Raw genomic sequence first — 16,973 nt, 5'->3', positions numbered from 1 at the left:
TTTCATGCGGAGCATCATCCAGGCGCCTGCCGATCCCTCCGAATGGTCCTCGTGGCGAGAGCAGTTGAACGCATGGCGACAGGCGACAAGGCATCTCTTGCGGTTCTCGGATGAGTCGTACCGGCATCCCGCCTTCGCGTGGACAGCCTCCGCAGTCTCGTGCTACTTCCTCATCCCATGGGACAGTGCGCTCTGGGACCCCGAAGCGGGCACATACAGAGTGGATGCACTGCTGCAGGAAGGCGGCGATAGGTACGGAGGCTACGACAGCGTCCTACTGTGGAACGGATACCCGCAGCTTGGTTTTGATCACCGGAGCCAGTTCGATTTCTGGTACGACATGCCCGGAGGTCTTGAGGGCGCACGAGAACTCATACGCTCCTTCCATAAGCGAGGAGTCAGCGTCTTCATCCCCTACCTGAGATGGGATCGATCGACTCGACGGGACGAGCGCTCTGACTTCGAGGTACTCGCCGAGCTGGTGAAGATCCTCGAGGTTGATGGCGTCTTCCTCGACACGCTGTCGCAAGGGGCACCCGACCTGCGTCGGAGACTGGACGGCGTTCGTCAGGGCATCGCCATGATCCCAGAGAACACACCGCCTGTGGAGCGCTTGACGACGCACCACATCTCCTGGGCCCAACGGTTCGAGGTCAGTGCGGTACCTGGAGTCCTGTCGCACAAGTGGCTGGAGCGTAGGCACATGCAGCACCTGACATCGCGCTGGAAGACGGATCCGACATCCGAGATCGATACGGCCTGGATGAACGGCGCCGGTGTACTCATCTGGGACAACGTGTTTGGGAGCTGGGTGGGCTGGTCGGACAGGTCTCGGTCCATCCTCAGGGCGGTGCTGCCGATCTTGAGGCGTTGGGCCGATCTGTTCTCCGGCGAGGGCTGGACGCCTCTGGTCGACACCCGACAGCCCGGCGTCTATGCTAGCCTTTGGGAAGGACAGGACGTTCGCTTGTGGACCCTGGTCAATGGGAGGGACGCAACGGTGGAAGGCCCCCTCCTGGATGTCCCCCGAGCCTCTGGCGCCGTTCATTACTTCGATCTCATCGAAGGTCGCCCCGCAGCCATGAACGTGACTGGCTCCATTGTCACGCTCTCAGGCAGGATCGGACCTCGCGGGGTCGGTTGCCTCATGGCTGCAGCTCCTGAGGTCCTGGGAGATGGGTTCCAGCGATTCCTGGCAGGCCAGGCAACGGTCCACGCCCGGGCCAACTTCTCGCCGGAACCGTGTCCTCGGCATGAACATCTGCTACCGGTTCGTCCGACCCGCCGGTACAGCCGCACTGAGCTGCCGGACGGGATGCTGTTCGTACCGGGAGGCGAGGTCGACCTCAAGGTGAGCTTCAGGCTCCGAGAGTGCGGCTTCTACGAGATCGCCGGCCAATCGCCCCTGGACCTGGGCGACATCATCGAACGAACCGGCGGGCTGCACAGGATGACAACTCTGACGAAACATGTCGTGCTGCGCCCATACGCACTCGACGCGACCCCCGTCACTAACGTGCAGTACGCCCGCTTCCTCGAGAGCACGGGCTACAGGCCGCGGTTCGCGGAGAATCATCTGAAGCATTGGGTGAACGGTAAGCCTGCCGAGGGCGAGGAAGACCATCCCGTAGTCTATGTATCCCTTGAGGATGCGCGCGCGTACGCCCGATGGGCGGGCAAACGGCTGCCTACAGAAGAGGAGTGGCAGTGGGCGGCCCAGGGGCCCGAGGGGTGGAGCTACCCATGGGGAGACAGAATGATCACCGGTGCATGCAACGCTGGGGGAGCCACGACCACCGGGGTCTTCGCCCATTCGGGCCGGTCTTGGGTCGGTTGTTATGACATGTGCGGTAACGTATGGGAATGGACCGAGAGTGAACGCACCAACGGCCGAACGAGGTTCTGTATCGTGAAGGGTGGGTCCTACCACCGCGCCTGCGGATCCGAATGGTACGCGGACGGCGGCCCCCAGCCGAGCTCCTTCTCAGCCAAGTTCCTGCTCATGTGGCCTGGCATGGATCGCTGCGCCACTGTCGGCTTCCGCTGTGCCGTCGATGTAGAGTAGGGCCCCGGATGGCGCAGGCACGTGCGCACCGCCTTGTTGGCATGATCGAGGTGCAAGCCGGCAAAGCCCCGGGGTGAGATGAGTAACCACATGTCCGAGCTCGAACGGAAGAACAGCCGCAGGCCGGCCGAGCGTCACGGCCAGGTTGACCGCCTCCTTCTCCTCGACCTCGACTGCGCCGACCCCCGCCTCGTCTTCGACCGCTGGCTGGACGACTTCCCCTACATCCAGCGGCTGGTGGCGGACTACCGCACGGAGGAGAAGGGCCGCCTGCTGGAGCGGATCCGGGAGATGACGGTGCGACGCTTCCGGGTGGCCAGGCACCTGCTGCGCACCCGCCCGTGGGACTTCTTCATGATGGTCGAGATCGGCACGGACCGGACCAGCGGGTCCCTCTGGGCCATGACCTCCGGGTCGACCGGTGCCCCTTCGACAGCCTCGCGAGTGAGGCGCGCTTCGTTACGGCCGTGAGGCAAGGGTGTCTCTGGCGGATCTGGCGGCACTGGAAGAAGCGAGCGGGCGGGAGGGAGGGCACGATAGGTGTGGCTGCCCCGCACTCTTTCGACCACGTGCGGCGCGTATCGATTGTGGGTTACGGGTCATAGACTTGCTGATACAGGAAGGGGGGAGGTATAATGCCCTCAAAGGAGGGAGGAGATGGTATGGCTGCCGAGTTTGCCCAGCTTGAGAAAGACTACGGCCGTGAAGGGGTAGCGCGTATCCGGCTGCTCGTGGAGTACGCACAAGCCAAGCAGACGCTGAAACAGGCTGAACAATGGAAGAAGCTCATTCAGCAACTGCTTGAAACCGGCAAGATTACATCAGGCGAGGCGGAAGACCTGATGGCCGAGTATGAGGATGAGTGGGATCATGCCCTTGCTTTCATTCGCGAACGTAATGGGGGGCCGAAGCACTCCATTCGCGAGTTCGTCGAGGCCTTCTATGGAGCAAAGCGTGTTGACTGAAGCCCCCGGAGGATCTACTACGGTTCCTTGCAGAACAGCCTGTACAACTCCATGACGCGGTGCTTTCAGTGGACCTACCGTCCCTAGTGGCGTACGTTCCTCGTGATGAAGTTGCTGTGGATCAGTTCATGCAAAGCTTGTTGCAGGCTCTCAAGCAGGCTGTCGCAGCGGAAGGTCATCAAAAGACCCTTGCGAAGAATCTGCGAGTCTACCAGAGCCTTAAGTGGAAATCGGGCCTAAGAACCCACCTGGAGCTAGATATGAGGCTCGTTTATAGACGCATGCCGGACGGAATTGAGGTTCTGGCGATCGGCCCCCGTCTTCCGGGGTCCCCCGCCTATGCGGAGATGCGTACCCACATGCCCGAGCTCGGACGGAAGAACAGCCGCAGACCGGCCGAGCGCCGCGGCCATGTTGACCGACTCCTCCTCGGCCTCGACTGCGCCGACCCCCACCTCGTCTTCGACCGCTGGCTGGACGACCTGCCGAACATCAAGCGCCTGGTCGAGGCCGGGGTGTACGGGCCGATGTCCAGCTCGACCCCGCCCATCAGTGTGCCGGCGTGGATGTCGATGGTGACGGGCGGGATCTGGGCCCTGAAGATGAGCGTGGACGAGCTGGGCGCCCGCTTCCGGTTCAGATCGGGAAGCTGGCCAGCGTCCGGCGCCGGGTGACGCCCCATGCCCTCCGCCCCACGTGCTTCACCATGCTGCTGGAGAAGGGGGCGGACATCCGCACCCTGCAGGAACTCGCGGGGCGTGCGAGCTCCGAGACGACCCAGCTCTACACGCAGGTCTCCATCACCCAGAAGCGGGCGGCCGTCGGGAAGCTGGAGAGGCTGAGGGGGAACGAGGCGCGAGACGGTGGGGATGACGGAGGGCGTCCTGACTCCACCAGAAGTCGAAGAGGCCGGCCTCCAAGACGTCCATGACCACGAGCGAGCCGGAGCGCTGGCTTCGGACCCGATGAGTTCTGCCTACCTTCGGTCTGCGAGCTCCTTCAGCCGGGCCTGCCACGCCGCGTAGGAGTCCACCTCGACCACTGCGACGGCAAGCTCGTCGAGACGCGGCCGGTCAAGCGACTCGATTAGGACCCTGTCTTCGTCCGGCATGGGGCCGAACCGACGGCGAACCAGGAGCAGCAACGTGGTGCGAACGCCATCGAGTTCCCAAGGGTTGGTCAGCTCCTGAACGGCGCGCTTCTCACCCATCGGCAATCCCTCCACGAGTCGATTATACCGTACCTTCTCCCGGCGATCCAACGGCAGGTAGGTTCCGAGGAAGGAGAGCACGATGCGCTTGCGGCTCTCGTCGAGCGCCATGCGCGCCAGCCGCCGGAGCGCTTCGAACCACAGGTACGGGCTCTCGTCACGCCCGTGCTTCATCTTCGCGGCAAGCGCGAGCGCGACCGGGTTGAACCGCCGGACATACTGGGACGCCTGAAGCTCGCGGAGCTCAATGGTGCGGTAGGCGAAGCGGAGCACCACCTGGAACCGGCCCAGCCGTACCTGGTGCATGTGAGGCTCGCGCTTCCGTCCGCTGTCGTAGGTGAAGAGGGCGATGGGGTAGATGGGTGTCAGCTCGCGCTCGTAAAGCCGGGAGAAGTAGAAGAACATGCGTCGGTCGAAATCCCGCTTCCGCCGGGACTGGACCTCCACGTGGACCAGGAAGGTGGCACTCTGAGGCTGGCGCGGGACCTGGGGCGCGAAGCGGACGCGGGCCACCACGTCCAGGCGGCGCCGCTCGGAACCCGGCAGGTCCCGGAAGACCTCCGGCTCGATGAAGACGACCGAGGCCGGTCTGCCGAGCCTGAGGACGTCGGGTGTGAAGAGCTCGAGGAACTGCGGGAAGAAGGCCCTGAGCAACTCCTTGAAGAGCTGGTCGTGAGCGGTGGGCATCGCGGTCTCACGCTCCTTGTGCAGCGATGGCCCGGGAGGTGCGGCGGGTGGGGAGAGCCAGCCGGACGGACCTCGGCTTTGGGCGTGCCGTGCCGGACCGACTGGTTCTGGCTGGAAGTATAGCACATCTTCACCGAGGGTGCAAACTCACGTTCGCATAATGTCGGACCGAACACGCTACCTCGAACGCTGGGCGTCTCGGCAGGTCTCCTGGCGCCGAACGGCGCCGGGGAGTGAGTAGCTCGAACGCCAGGTGACTCCGTCCGCCGTCGCGCATCGCGGGGCACGGCCGAAGGGCGCGGGGCGCGAGCGGACAGGGGTGGTGAGACGAGCACCGACCCGGAGGTCCAGAGTGTGCAGCCACAAGCCTCTAGAGCACTCGGTACCTTCCTCGCTCAGTTAGCGCTGCGAGTCGAGGCTACAGTGCAAGGGGCACAGCGCCCAGGAGGACCACGACGGGGCGGCGGGCTCGCTCAGGTAGCGCCCTGCAGGCCCGGTTGGAGGTTGGTGCCAGCCCCGGCTCGCCAGGTCTCGAGGCCCTGGCCGAGGAGGAGACCTCTCGCACAGCCCAGGGCGTGCGGGCGGAGATCCAGGCCTGCGGCAGCAACACTTTGCCGGGTCCGAAGCGGTGCCCCTTGCCTGGCACCGAGGCCACGGCGCCCGCAGATCGACACGCTCGAACGGTGCCCGAGACGCCCGTAGGATCTCTGGACCCATCGTTGCCCGCCGAGCGACCGTTCAGGACGGCACTGCAGGCAGAGCCTGGCTTCCCCGGAGGATCGCCCGGGTTGCCCGCCCGCGCCGCGAGGGTGTCTGCACGCAGGACCTCCCCGGCCGGCGCGAAAACCATGGCTCGCGGCGTTCCATAGATGGAGCAAGATGGCCCGTGCTCGGACGGCCGTGCAATGATCGTGGAGAGGCCTTTGGTGAAGGGGGCGTCACAGCCTTCACACGGATCCGAACCCATCGCCGTCGACTCGGACGTAGGGAAGAACGTCCATCCTGCGGTCGGCCCACCGGGACGCGGAGCCCTGGCTCGCCTGAAGGCCGATGGCGACGGGAACGGAGCGAGCTTCCCGCTGCCTCCACGGACCGTGAGCATCCGGTGAACTCCCACACGTTGCCACGCCTGGCAGGAGGAGTCACGGAACGTGGAGCGAAACTACGTTCAATGCTGCGCAGGAACGAGCGAGCCCACAGGACCGCCTTCCGTCGAACGAGGGGAGGGGGGCGGTACGGGCTCGTATTGCCCCGGGAGGGTGACGGCCGCCGTCAGCGATGAGGGAGCGCGATTGAGAGAAGCGGTTGGGGCTGCCGTATGCTATCATGGGTCCATGGTGGAGATTCAGGAGGCGGACCCTGTGGCTACCCAAAAGGTCATCGTACGTGACCGAGATATCCTGGGCGGAACACCTGTCTTCGTCGGTACCCGTGTGCCCGTAGAGACGTTGTTCGATTACTTGGTAGGGGGGCAGACGCTCGACGAATTCCTGGATGACTTTCCCAGTGTCGATCGCACGCACGCGATCGCCGCTCTGGAAGAGATGAAGCATGCTGTTCTTGCTCAACAGCCATGAAGGTGCTTCTTGACGAGTGTCTGCCGCGCAAGCTCAAGAACGGCTTTGCTGGACATGAGGCTGCAACCGTACCGGAATTGGGTTGGGCGGGGACCAAGAATGGCGCGCTTCTTCGCCTGGCTGAGGCTGGCTTCGACGTGTTCATTACGGCCGATCAGAATGTCCAGTACCAACAGAACCTGCGGTCGGCGAGAATCAGCGTCGTCGTTCCGGCTGCACCGAACAATCGCCTTGAGACCCTTCGCCCGTTGCTTCCCGAGGTACTGCGTGTGCTCGAGAAGCTTCAACCCGGATTTTGCACGGGTCCCTTCGATGGACGCGGATCGAACACGGGAGCGTAAGGAATACAATGCTGTTGACGGCAATTTGCGCTGCAGGTTGGAAATGTGAGCCGCGAGTCGCCGTGAGGAAGGTGGTGGACGGCGCAGGGAGATGGGTGAAACGGCGTGAGGAACGGGGCGGAGGGCGCCGGAAGGACGCGGCTGCCCAAGCCACCGGCTCCCATTGGTGGCTGCCGGTCCTTGCCGACGGCGTTCGGAGTGCGCTACGTGCTCAGTGCAAGCCGAACGGCTTCCCAGGCTGGCCGGTGTACCCAGAGCGCTGGCAGGCGGAGGATGAGCCGCCGGGCGTGGCGCACCAGCAAGGCCGGCACCCGCAGCAGGGTCCGTTGCAGGCGAGTCGCGGTGTAGTGGCGATAGGACGGCGGGGCCAGTGCCTTGAGTCGGAGCAGCAGGTTGTAGGCGATCCCTTTGATCAGCAGGTCCGCCGCATTGGGCCAGAAGGTGGCCTTGCCGATGGAGTCGATGCCGAGCCCGTCCTTCAGCTCCTTGATCCCGTTCTCGGCGGTGCAGCGCTGGTTGTAGAAGTGCCAGACGTCCTCCTCGTCCCAGTCCTCGCTGGTCACGATCGCCTGGTACTCCCAGGCGCAGGCTTGGAAGAGCGGAAGCTGGGCGGGCTCGAAGGAGGCCCTCTGACGGATGAAGACGACCCGTCGGCTCCGCTTCCACTTGCGAGCCTGGTAGGCGAGGGACGCGACCTCGATGATCGTATCGTCGCCGCTCGCGAGCCGCCGCCATGGGAGAGGCTGGAAGACCTGGCTCTGGAGGTGCGGGTTCAGCTTCAGCTTGAGGGCGTAGCCCACCTTGAGCCCCGTTCGGCCCTCCTCGGCCTCCAACTCCTCCAGCAGCGCTTCCGTGCCGAAGTGGGCGTCTCCCCGGACGAAGCGAACCGGACAGCCCTCTGGGAGCTGCTTCTTGGCTCGACGGCAGAAGCGGATGACCTCCCGGGCGTTCGGGGTCTTCCCCGAGCGCAGGGCAGCGTACAACAGCGCCCGGCTCTGCCCCTCGAAGGCGACGAAGGGCTGGTAGCTTGGCCGGCCATGGTAGCGCGGGTTGTAGCCGACGAACGCGCCCTGCTGGTGACCGTGGACCGTTTCCACGGTGTTGTCGATGTCCATGATGGCCCCGCCGAACCCCCGGAGGAGAGGGTGGAGCGTTTCCCGGTGGACGCCCCCCAGCTGCGCCACGTCCCGGCGGCTTCCAAAGCGATCCAGCGCCCGGTAACTGGTGGCGGGGTGGGGCAGCTTCTTCAGCCGGAGCTTGGCCGCCAGGAGCGGATCGTTCTTCAGCTCGGCGGTCTCGAAGATGCGGCCCATCCCCAGGGCGGCCTTCAGGACCAGGTACTCCACCTCGGTGGTCCGGGAGTAGGTCGACCACAGAGACTTCGGTGTGAGGTGCCGCTCCAGGCTTTGAGGGAGCCCGACACGGTCGAAGAGGTCCACCAGCAGGTTCGCTCCACCGAAGGCCGTGAGACCGTGCTTGTCGAAGCGCTCCTCGATCTGCGGTGCGGGGAAGGAAAGCAAGGGGGAAGGCGTCGAAGCGTTCACCTGGAAGGTGCCCCTTTCGTTGTTTGGATTTGGTCATCGAAACAACTTCGCGGGGCACCTTCCCGCCTCCTTCCTACCAGAGCCTCCTGCAAAATCCGGGTTCAACCTGGTGAGTTGGTGCGTGTAGGGGTGCCACGTACGTAATGCTGCGTCATCAGTACTACACCGCCACCGCACGCGTGGCACGACTCCCTTACGGATCGCGGCAGCCCGAGATCAGCTGCCCAGGACGCGCATCCAACTGAACGACAGCGTCACCTGACGACCGAGATTGCTGGGCCGATAAGGCCAGTTTATCCGCAATCACCATGCCCTCTCTTGAGGGACTCAAACGGTGATGAGCATTATGGCTGAAGAGAACACACAGGTAGCATTGGCCTCGTACTATCGAACAGCGAACGCCACCTGCGGCCAGATACTAAGTGAGTCGTTGCAATTCGACGCTTACGGGCGTCTGTATCGTGCTCACAGCGCAATCGGCGATTTCGAGCGCTGGATTCAAGCGATCGGACCCTCACGAGAAGCGGAACTACTATCGGATGCTCTCAGGGAATACCAGACAGCTCTACTTGCCCTGCTACAAGGACAATACACCAGTGCGTTTGCAGAGCTAAGGCTCTTTCTTGAGTTGGGCCTCGCGTCCGTGTACTACTCAGCTCACATAGTCGAGTTGCACCTTTTCTCAGCCGGCGAGTTGGATGTGAACTGGTCCGCGTTCATGGACCCAGAGACTGGTATTTTCTCACACACGTTTGCCCGAGCCTTCAACGGAGAATTACTCGACCACGTCGCCGATTATCGCGGCTTGGCTGTCAGAGTATACAGGGAATGCTCTGAGTACATTCACGGGAATGCTAATGTGCGTCGGAAACTGCCGCGGAACCTTACGTTTAGCGGGGAGCACTATGTCTCCTGGAACGACAAAGCGGACGCTACGCGCATTGTGCTTCTGTTTGCGCTAAGTCTCAGATGGCTCCGAAACCTGCCGGTGGAGTCTGTCAGGCAGGTTGAGGCACACGTGCAGGAGGAGCTCGGCAATCTTCCTGGCATCCGCTCTGCACTCGGCGGGTCGGTGGAGGTCTTGTGAGTATGGAGCTCTTTTATCGCACAGAGGACATCGCGGGAAGCGAAATCCTAGACTACTTTGTAGAGACCCCGCAGGACCGAGACATTGTTGACGCTCTCAAGCGTCGTACGCCGGTTGTACTCGTAGGCAGCAGGGGAGTGGGGAAATCCTTTCTCTTTAGGGTTGCGCAGGCAGAGCTTGAGGCTGCGCTTCCGGTGGAGCGCGTGTTTCCTGTTTACGTGACGTTCAACAAGACCACGCTGATTCAAACGTCCGACCCCAACCAATTCGAGCACTGGATGCTTGGCCTGCTCGCCAGTAGACTGCTCCGAGCCCTCAATAAACGTGGGCTACTCATGGTCATGCCAGCAAGCGCGGATGTCCTGGCTGGTCAGTTGCCGCCTGATTTCCCAAATCGCAAAACAAGAGTAGAGACGATCGTTGATGCCTTTGAGTCGTCTTGGCAATCCGCAGGGAGAGATGTCGACGTCGCAGGCTTGCCGAGTGTCGCGGATTTCAAGGATGCAGTCGAGGATTTGTGCGACGAACTCGGAATAAGGCGCGTGGTGTTCTTCATTGACGAGGCGGCACACATCCTGCTCGCGGCTCAACAGAGGCAGTTTTTCACACTGTTTCGAGACTTGAGAAGCCCGCACATCACGTGCCATGCAGCAGTGTACCCGGGAGTCACGTCGTATGGCCCGACCTTTCAGCCTGAACATGATGCTACAGTCTTGACATTGGATCGTGACGTCCTCTCTCGAGGTTACGTTGAACGGATGAAGGAGATTGTACTGAAGCAGTTGAGCGACACCAAGGCGACTGAGGAACTGCTGAGGCATGGCGAGAACTTCGAAGTTCTTGCGTACGCGTCCAGCGGTAACCCGCGTATTCTGCTCAAGTCGCTAGCAAGGGCCTCTGTAGGTAGGTTGCGCGTGAATTACGTGGAGAGTACGATACGAGAGTACTACCGGAATGACATCTGGGGAGAGCACTCGATTCTTGCGGAACGGGCACCAGGGTACGCGGGGCTAATCGATTGGGGAAGGCAATTCATTGAAAACGTGGTACTCCCAGAGCTAAAGCGAAAGAACGACGAGTACATGAAGGACGACAAGAAGACGACGTGCTACTTCTGGATCCATCGAGACGCACCCCAACAGGTCAAGGAGGCTCTGCGCTTACTCGCTTACACAGGAATTGTCAGGAAGGACTCGGAAGGGATGAGGGCCACAAGGTCAGACGTTGGTACCCGGTATGCTGTGAACCTTGGATGCTTGATGGCCTTGGAAGGTAGACCCGTGACAACAGGCCTGGCAATCGCACGAAATCTGACGCCTAAGCGAATGAGCGAGTACGGAGCAAGCCACCCGGCATATGATCCTGTGATCAAGGCCGTACCGGACTTGGACGAGGCACGGCTATCGGATGTGCTCCGAGAACAGCTTGAGCGATCGATAGATGTGTTGGATATCACTGAGTGGCAGAAAGACGCGCTGCGGAAGATCGGCCGCTACACGATCGGGGACGTGCTCCGTTCGACTGAAGCGGATCTTCAAGCGGTCAAGTTCGTGGGCGAAAAGCGCTCCCGTCGAATGCGTAATGCTGCAATAGCCGCGGTGCATGAGTACCTCTCGGGGTAGGGGGTCACATGAAGACAGCGCGCTAGCCGTATCTAGCCAAGAACGCCAGGTGATCTGTGAGTGACCTAGGAGTGCGGCCAAGGATGGGAATATGCTGGTCCGAGCGTGCAACAAGCTCCTCCTCCTCGGCCTCGACTGCGCGGACCCCCACCTCGTCTTCGACCGCTGGCTGGACGACCTCCCCAACATCAAGCGGCTGGTCGAGGCCGGGGTGTACGGTCCGCTGCTCAGCTGCACCCCGCCCATCACCGTGCCGGCGTGGATATCGATGGTGACGGGGCGGGATCCGGGGGAGCTGGGGATCTACGGGTTCCGGAACCGCTCGGACACGGGGTACGACGACCTGAAGATCGTCACCTCGGCTGACGTGGGGGAGAAGACGGTCTGGGACTACCTGGGCGAGGCGGGGAAGGAGTCGGTGGTCATTGGGGTCCCCCCTTCGTACCCGGTGAAGCCGGTGCGGGGCGACCTGATCAGCTGGTTCCTCACCCCGGGCACCGGGAGCGAGTATACCTACCCCCACGAGCTGCGGCACGAGGTGGAGGAGCTGGTGGGGGAGTACCTCTTCGACGTGGCGGACTACCGCACGGAGGAGAAGGGTCGCTTGCTGGAGCGGATCCGGGAGATGACGGTGCGGCGCTTCCGGGTGGCCAGGCACCTCCTCCGCATCCGCCCGTGGGACTTCTTCATGATGGTGGAGATCGGTACGGACCGGATGCACCACGGCTTCTGGCAGTTCATGGACCCCCAGCACGTCCTCTACCCGGGCGAGAACCCCTTCCAGGACGCCGTCCGCCAGTACTACATCCTGGTGGACGGGCTCATCGGCGAGCTGCTGGAGGTGGTCGATGCCGGCACCCGGGTGATGATCGTCTCCGACCACGGCGCCAAGCGGATGGACGGGCGGGTCGCCCTCAACGAGTGGCTGATCCGGCAGGGTTACCTGGTCCTCAAGCGCTACCCGGACCGCCCCACACCCTTCGGGGAGCTGGAGGTGGACTGGTCCCGCACCCGGGCCTGGGGCGCGGGCGGGTACTACGGGCGGCTCTTCGTCAACCTGAAGGGCCGGGAGCCCCAGGGGACCGTCGATCCGTCGGAGTACGAGGGCTTCCGCCGGCAGCTCAGGGAAGAGCTGGAGGCCCTGGGCGACGAGGAGGGCAGACCCATCGGCACCCGGGTGGTCATCCCGCAGGAGGTGTACCGGGAGGTCCGAAACCTTCCGCCGGACATGGAGGTCGACTTCGGCGACCTGCGCTGGCGCTCGTCCGGCGCCGTGGGGGGCGGGCAGATCCACCTCCGGGGTGGCGAGGACGGCATCGAGGGTGCCAACTACGACTGGCACGGCATCTTCATCATGGCGGATAGGAAGGATCTGGCGGGTCCGGCCCGGAAGGGCGAACCCCTCGAGGGCCTGCAACTGATGGACGTGGCACCCACCATCCTCGAGAGTCTCGGCGTCCCACGGCCGTCTTCGGTGCACGGGCGGGTTGTGCGGCCGCGCCGGGCGGTGAGCCGAAGGCGGAGGAGGCACGGCAGCAGCACATGCGGTATGCATGGTGTACGGGGTAAGGAACGCGTATCATGGGGCCGGACAGCGTCGGGCTCGGTGGTAGCCGTATGCCGGGGCCGTCGAACACGTTGCACTGGCGGGAAAGAGAGGTGTTCCCTGGGGCTCTTGGATTCGATGAACGGCTCAAGGAAGTTCGAAGCCTTCCCAAGGACAAAAGACGACGCATCCTGCGCGAGCTTGCGGTGGACGAAGGAATCGTGGACGAGAAGGAGCTTCAGGAAAGCTTCGAACGCATTCTAGAGAAGCACCGCAAGGCTTTCGAGGAGCTTGCCCAGCGGTGACGCCGATCTCCCTGACTTCCTTCTGCGCCTGCACGATCAGATGATCCGAGCCACCGGGGGATCTGCGGGCGTCCTGGACATCGGGCTGCTCTCATCCGCTCTGGCCCGGCCGTTTGCTTCGTTTGGAGGGCATGACGCCTACACGGACCCGATCGACAAAGCAGCGGTCCCGGGAGCCGGAATCATCCAGAACCATCCCTTCGTGGACGGGAAGAAGCGTACAGGGATCGCGGCGGCTCTGGTGCTGTGCGATATCGACGGCGTTGAGATAGACGTAGACGATGACGAGATGGTCGCGATCGGCGTGGCTTTGTCTCAAGGTCATGCTGACTGGAAAGCCTTTGCCGAGTGGATACGCGACCACCAGGTTGTCTGAGTGCACGAACCGCTTACACGAGGCCGCGAACTCCGTACATGCGCATCGGCCTCAGGGACCGGTGGAGCCTTCGCTCGACCTGTGAAGGGCCGTTCGACCGAGGACGGCCTGCTCTCTAAGCACAAGCCAGGCCTTCGCCTTATCGACCCCGACCCTGCAAAGGAGACCCGCCCATGCCCGTACACCGCGACCACCCACGAGAGCTCCACGGCCGGGATGAGCTCCACCCCGAGCCGAGCCGTCTCCGCCGCCGCCTCGGCCAGCCGGCCCACGGTGTCGTGGTCTGCCAGGGCGAGGCACAGGAAGCCCATGGCGTGGGCGCGCTGCACCATCCGGGCGGGGGCGTCGGACGCGTCGGAGGCGTTGCAGTGGAGGTGGAGGTCGGCGGTGCCTGGAGGGCGAGAAGGAGATCCATATCCTCGGCTACGGGGTGGATCCCGAGGACGGGGCCTTCCGGGAGCGGATTCTCCTGGTGCTGGACGCCCCCCTCGGCCGGGCCCGGCGGATGGTCGAGAAGCTGAACGCGATGGGCGTGGCCATCCGCTGGGAGCGGGTGCAGGAGCTGCCCGGGAACGAGAACGTGGGCCGGCCCCACGTGGCCCGGGCGATGGTGGAGACCGGGTACATCCAGCAGGTTTCCGAGGCGTTCACCGAAGAGTACATCGCCGTGGGCGGCCGGGCGTACGTCGAGCGCTACAAGCTCACCCCCGAGGAGGGGATCGACCTCATCCGCTCGGCCGGCGGCGTGCCCGTGCTCGCCCACCCCGGGCGCTTCCGGGCCGAGGACGACCCGCTCCCGGACGCCTTCATGGAGCGCCTGGCCCGGGCGGGCCTGATGGGGGTCGAGGTCTTCTACCCCCGCCACACCGAGGCGATGGTGCGCCACTACCGGGAGCTGGCCGAGGACTGGGCCTAGTGGTGACCGGCGGGTCCGACTGCCGCGGCGAGAACGCGGACGAGCCCATGATGGGCCGGATCCGCCTGCCGTACGGGTACGTGGAGGGGCTGAAGGCGGCCATCGAAGGAATGGGGCGGGCCCGTGGGGAAGCTGCCCAGGCAGCTTCTACCCGACCGGACTCCGCCCAGGCAGGCACGACCCGGAACGGAGCGCCGGGCGGCCCCGGACCGGCCGCCCCGGAGGAGAGCCACCCATGACCGACGACGTGACCATCAAGATCCCCCGGCCGCTCTACCGCCGGCTCCAGCAGATCGTGGAGGGGACAGGGTTCCGCAGCGTCACCGAGTTCATCATCTACGTCCTGCGGGACCTCGCGGCCTCGGCCGGCGGGGAGGAGCGGCCCGAGCCGCCCCCGGCCGCCTTCCGGGAGGAGGAGGGCCTCAGCCAGGAGGAGATCGAGGTCATCCGCAAGCGCCTGAAGAACCTGGGGTACCTGGATTGAGGGGCGGCAGGCAGCTGCGGTGACCGATGGAACGGTACGAGGCGATGGCGCGCCGGCGGCTCCGTGGCACGCGGCGAGGGCGCGGAGGGAAACCGAGGAGCGGGAGGGCTCCTTCCGCTCTGAGCTGCCGCCGGTGCTTCAGTTGAGGTGGACACGCACCCTCGGAACAGGAAGGACGGGTCTCTCATGAGAAAGAAGGCCCTCATCACGGGCATCACCGGTCAGGACGGTTCGTTTCTCGCGGAGTTCCTGCTCGGCAAGGGCTACGAAGTCCACGGCATCATCCGCCGGACAAGCTCCTTCAACACGGACCGCATCGACCACCTGTACCAGGACCCGCACGACCCCGACGCGCGCCTCTTCCTTCATTACGGGGATCTGACCGACGGCAGCGGCCTTCGGTACATCCTAGAGCGGGTGCAGCCGGACGAGATCTACAACCTGGGCGCCCAGTCCCACGTCAAGGTCTCCTTCGAGGAGCCCGAGTACACCGTGGACGTGGTCGGGCTGGGAACACTGCGGTTGCTGGAAACGGTCCGCTCGTACCGGGAAACAGGGCGGGAGGTACGGCTCTACCAGGCCGGCTCTTCGGAGATGTTCGGCGCCTCGCCGCCTCCTCAGTCCGAGACGACGCCCTTCTATCCCCGCTCTCCGTATGCCGCGGCCAAGGTCTACGCGTACTGGCAGACGGTGAACTACCGGGAGGCGTACGGGCTCTTCGCCTGCAACGGGATCCTTTTCAACCACGAGTCCGAGCGGCGAGGCGAGACCTTCGTGACGCGAAAGATCACGCGGGCCGCCACCCGGATCAAGCTGGGCCTCCAGGAGAAACTCTTCCTCGGTAACCTGGACGCCAGGCGCGACTGGGGCTACGCTGCGGACTACGTCGAAGCCATGTGGCTCATGCTCCAGCAGGAGGAGTCCGACGATTTCGTGATCGCCACCGGCGAAATGCATTCGGTGCGGGAGTTCGTGGAGCAAGTCTTTGCCCGTCTGGACCTGGACTGGAAGAAGTACGTCGAGATCGACCCGCGTTACTTCCGCCCAGCAGAGGTCGATGCGCTCTGCGGAGACGCCACCAAGGCACGTGAGAAGCTGGGCTGGCATCCGACCGTGACCTTTGAAGGTCTCATCGAACGCATGGTCGAGCATGACCTGCGCCTGGCGGAGCAGGAACGGGTTCTCCGTGAGAACGGGCACGAAGTGCCGCTCAGGGGGGCCGCCAGTGTCTGAGTTCGGCGTGCCTCTTGACGCGCGGATCTACGTGGCCGGCCACCGGGGCCTGGTGGGAAGCGCGATCGTTCGAGCCCTGAAGCACCGCGGGTACCGAAACATCCTCACCCGCACGCGGCAGGAGCTGGATCTCACCGATCGCCGGGCGGTGGACGCCTTCTTCGCGGCGCAGCGCCCTGAGTACATCTACGTGGCTGCGGCCAGAGTGGGCGGGATCTGGGCCAACAACACCTATCCGGTGGACTTCCTCCAGACCAACCTCGAGATCGAGCTCAACGTCATCCGCGCCGCCCACGATCACCAGGTGAAGAAGCTGCTCTTCCTCGGATCGAGCTGCATCTACCCGCGCGTCGCACCGCAGCCTATCAAAGAGGAGTACCTCCTCACGGGGCTGCTGGAACCCACCAACCAGCCCTACGCCATCGCCAAGATCGCAGGCATCGAACTGGTGAACGCTTACCGGCGGCAGTACGGCGACCGCTTCATCTCTGCCATGCCCACGAATCTGTACGGACCGGGAGACAACTTCGACCTGGAGACGAGCCACGTCCTCGCGGCGCTCCTGCGCAAGACCCATGAGGCGAAGGTCAGTGGGAGCCCAGCCGTGGAGGTGTGGGGGACGGGGGAGCCGAGGCGTGAGTTTCTGCACGTGGACGACCTGGCGGAGGCGTGCCTCTTCCTGATGGACCGGTACGACGACGCGATCCCGATCAACGTGGGAGTCGGGGAGGATGTCTCCATCCGTGAACTGGCGGAACTGATCGGGCGTGTGGTGGGTTACCAGGGAGATCTGGCTTTCGACGCCACGAAGCCGGACGGGATGCCCCGAAAGCTGCTCGATGTGAGCCGGATCCACCGCCTCGGCTGGCGGGCGCGCATCCCCCTCGAGGAGGGCATACGCCACACCTACCAGTGGTTCTTGGCCAACGCCACCGCGCGCCCGGGGCCTTCGGCGTGAGGGTTCACCTTTCACCCTCAGGGCCTCATAGAACCGTTTGGATGTGGAGATCCGGTG

17 protein-coding genes and 1 pseudogene are annotated in these 16,973 nt (G+C 63.9%); 15 read left to right on the top strand and 3 right to left on the bottom strand.

The genetic code is table 11. The features are described 5' to 3' along the window. Positions 1-4 precede the first annotated feature (4 nt). The 5 genes from LIP_RS10620 (at position 5) to LIP_RS20575 (ending at position 3,961) form a co-directional block, all read left to right on the top strand. A complete protein-coding gene (locus LIP_RS10620) occupies positions 5-2,065 on the top strand; it encodes a formylglycine-generating enzyme family protein (RefSeq protein ID WP_144440439.1) in 2,061 nt (686 codons plus the stop codon). Positions 2,066-2,155: 90 nt separating this feature from the next. Continuing rightward, positions 2,156-2,536 (top strand): hypothetical protein, encoded by a 381-nt coding sequence (locus tag LIP_RS10615; protein WP_068137951.1) that lies wholly within the window; start codon positions 2,156-2,158, stop codon positions 2,534-2,536. Positions 2,537-2,727: 191 nt separating this feature from the next. Then, positions 2,728-3,030 carry a hypothetical protein gene (locus tag LIP_RS10610; RefSeq protein WP_068137949.1) on the top strand — a complete coding sequence of 101 codons (303 nt, stop codon included), beginning with the start codon at positions 2,728-2,730 and terminating at the stop codon, positions 3,028-3,030. A 116-nt stretch (positions 3,031-3,146) separates the two neighbouring features. Beyond that, positions 3,147-3,704 carry an alkaline phosphatase family protein gene (locus LIP_RS19310; RefSeq protein ID WP_068137946.1) on the top strand — a complete coding sequence of 186 codons (558 nt, stop codon included), beginning with the start codon at positions 3,147-3,149 and terminating at the stop codon, positions 3,702-3,704. After that, positions 3,593-3,961 (top strand): tyrosine-type recombinase/integrase, encoded by a 369-nt coding sequence (locus tag LIP_RS20575; protein ID WP_082726193.1) that lies wholly within the window; start codon positions 3,593-3,595, stop codon positions 3,959-3,961. The genes LIP_RS19310 and LIP_RS20575 overlap by 112 nt, the downstream gene beginning before the upstream one ends. A gap of 45 nt (positions 3,962-4,006) precedes the next feature. Here the strand turns inward: LIP_RS20575 and LIP_RS10595 are convergent, their stop codons facing one another. Further along, on the bottom strand, positions 4,007-4,927 hold the full coding sequence (locus LIP_RS10595) for an RpnC/YadD family protein (protein WP_068137939.1): 921 nt from the start codon (positions 4,925-4,927) through the stop codon (positions 4,007-4,009). A gap of 1,361 nt (positions 4,928-6,288) precedes the next feature. Here LIP_RS10595 and LIP_RS10590 point away from each other — a divergent pair. Together LIP_RS10590 and LIP_RS17915 are read left to right on the top strand one after the other, a co-directional pair. Next, on the top strand, positions 6,289-6,504 hold the full coding sequence (locus LIP_RS10590; protein ID WP_198409502.1) for a DUF433 domain-containing protein: 216 nt from the start codon (positions 6,289-6,291) through the stop codon (positions 6,502-6,504). Further along, positions 6,501-6,845 carry a DUF5615 family PIN-like protein gene (locus LIP_RS17915; RefSeq protein WP_082726192.1) on the top strand — a complete coding sequence of 115 codons (345 nt, stop codon included), beginning with the start codon at positions 6,501-6,503 and terminating at the stop codon, positions 6,843-6,845. The genes LIP_RS10590 and LIP_RS17915 overlap by 4 nt, the downstream gene beginning before the upstream one ends. A 203-nt stretch (positions 6,846-7,048) precedes the next feature. Here the strand turns inward: LIP_RS17915 and LIP_RS10585 are convergent, their stop codons facing one another. Continuing rightward, positions 7,049-8,389 (bottom strand): IS1380 family transposase, encoded by a 1,341-nt coding sequence (locus LIP_RS10585; protein ID WP_082726191.1) that lies wholly within the window; start codon positions 8,387-8,389, stop codon positions 7,049-7,051. 346 nt (positions 8,390-8,735) lie between these two features. Between LIP_RS10585 and LIP_RS18565 the strand changes: the two genes are divergently transcribed. The 4 genes from LIP_RS18565 (at position 8,736) to LIP_RS10575 (ending at position 13,325) form a co-directional block, all read left to right on the top strand. Continuing rightward, entirely contained in the window at positions 8,736-9,476 is a 741-nt protein-coding gene (locus LIP_RS18565; protein ID WP_144440438.1) for a hypothetical protein, read from the top strand. A gap of 2 nt (positions 9,477-9,478) precedes the next feature. After that, positions 9,479-11,098: an ORC-CDC6 family AAA ATPase gene (locus tag LIP_RS17910; protein WP_082726190.1), complete on the top strand. Its 1,620-nt coding sequence runs from the start codon at positions 9,479-9,481 to the stop codon at positions 11,096-11,098. Between the two features lie 91 nt (positions 11,099-11,189). After that, the gene (locus LIP_RS10580; RefSeq protein ID WP_082726189.1) at positions 11,190-12,908 is read left to right on the top strand and encodes an alkaline phosphatase family protein; all 1,719 of its coding nucleotides are present in this window, start codon (positions 11,190-11,192) and stop codon (positions 12,906-12,908) included. Between the two features lie 27 nt (positions 12,909-12,935). Further along, on the top strand, positions 12,936-13,325 hold the full coding sequence (locus LIP_RS10575; RefSeq protein WP_068137930.1) for a type II toxin-antitoxin system death-on-curing family toxin: 390 nt from the start codon (positions 12,936-12,938) through the stop codon (positions 13,323-13,325). Here LIP_RS10575 and LIP_RS20570 read toward each other — a convergent pair. Further along, positions 13,271-13,696 (bottom strand): annotated as a pseudogene (locus LIP_RS20570) (hypothetical protein); the annotation flags it as partial. The gene LIP_RS10575 and the pseudogene LIP_RS20570 overlap by 55 nt on opposite strands. A 59-nt stretch (positions 13,697-13,755) precedes the next feature. Between LIP_RS20570 and LIP_RS10570 the strand changes: the two are divergent. The 4 genes from LIP_RS10570 to fcl all read left to right on the top strand — a co-directional run bounded on the left by LIP_RS10570 (position 13,756) and on the right by fcl (position 16,916). Next, positions 13,756-14,241, top strand: coding sequence for a PHP domain-containing protein (locus LIP_RS10570; protein ID WP_068137927.1), 486 nt, complete (start codon positions 13,756-13,758; stop codon positions 14,239-14,241). A 235-nt stretch (positions 14,242-14,476) separates the two neighbouring features. Next, a complete protein-coding gene (locus LIP_RS10560) occupies positions 14,477-14,725 on the top strand; it encodes a ribbon-helix-helix domain-containing protein (RefSeq protein ID WP_068137921.1) in 249 nt (82 codons plus the stop codon). A gap of 186 nt (positions 14,726-14,911) precedes the next feature. Beyond that, positions 14,912-15,958, top strand: a complete 1,047-nt coding sequence (gmd, locus tag LIP_RS10555) for a GDP-mannose 4,6-dehydratase (RefSeq protein WP_068137918.1) — start codon at positions 14,912-14,914, stop codon at positions 15,956-15,958. Positions 15,959-15,965: 7 nt separating this feature from the next. Then, a complete protein-coding gene (fcl, locus tag LIP_RS10550) occupies positions 15,966-16,916 on the top strand; it encodes a GDP-L-fucose synthase (protein ID WP_068141892.1) in 951 nt (316 codons plus the stop codon). Positions 16,917-16,973: the final 57 nt, after the last annotated feature.

The sequence above is a fragment of the Limnochorda pilosa genome (assembly GCF_001544015.1).
Lineage (GTDB): Bacteria > Bacillota > Limnochordia > Limnochordales > Limnochordaceae > Limnochorda > Limnochorda pilosa.
Note: the sequence above shows the minus strand (reverse complement) of the source record. Positions and strands in the feature narration are given on the sequence as shown.

What these genes read in the sequence shown, in the direction of transcription:
- LIP_RS10620 (WP_144440439.1), top strand. Translation starts at nt 5, where the DNA reads ATGCGGAGCATCATCCAGGCGCCTGCCGATCCCTCCGAATGGTCCTCG.
- LIP_RS10615 (WP_068137951.1), top strand. Translation starts at nt 2,156, where the DNA reads ATGTCCGAGCTCGAACGGAAGAACAGCCGCAGGCCGGCCGAGCGTCAC.
- LIP_RS10610 (WP_068137949.1), top strand. Translation starts at nt 2,728, where the DNA reads ATGGCTGCCGAGTTTGCCCAGCTTGAGAAAGACTACGGCCGTGAAGGG.
- LIP_RS10595 (WP_068137939.1), bottom strand. Translation starts at nt 4,927, where the DNA reads ATGCCCACCGCTCACGACCAGCTCTTCAAGGAGTTGCTCAGGGCCTTC.
- LIP_RS17915 (WP_082726192.1), top strand. Translation starts at nt 6,501, where the DNA reads ATGAAGGTGCTTCTTGACGAGTGTCTGCCGCGCAAGCTCAAGAACGGC.
- LIP_RS18565 (WP_144440438.1), top strand. Translation starts at nt 8,736, where the DNA reads ATGGCTGAAGAGAACACACAGGTAGCATTGGCCTCGTACTATCGAACA.
- LIP_RS17910 (WP_082726190.1), top strand. Translation starts at nt 9,479, where the DNA reads ATGGAGCTCTTTTATCGCACAGAGGACATCGCGGGAAGCGAAATCCTA.
- LIP_RS10580 (WP_082726189.1), top strand. Translation starts at nt 11,190, where the DNA reads ATGCTGGTCCGAGCGTGCAACAAGCTCCTCCTCCTCGGCCTCGACTGC.
- LIP_RS10560 (WP_068137921.1), top strand. Translation starts at nt 14,477, where the DNA reads ATGACCGACGACGTGACCATCAAGATCCCCCGGCCGCTCTACCGCCGG.
- gmd (WP_068137918.1), top strand. Translation starts at nt 14,912, where the DNA reads ATGAGAAAGAAGGCCCTCATCACGGGCATCACCGGTCAGGACGGTTCG.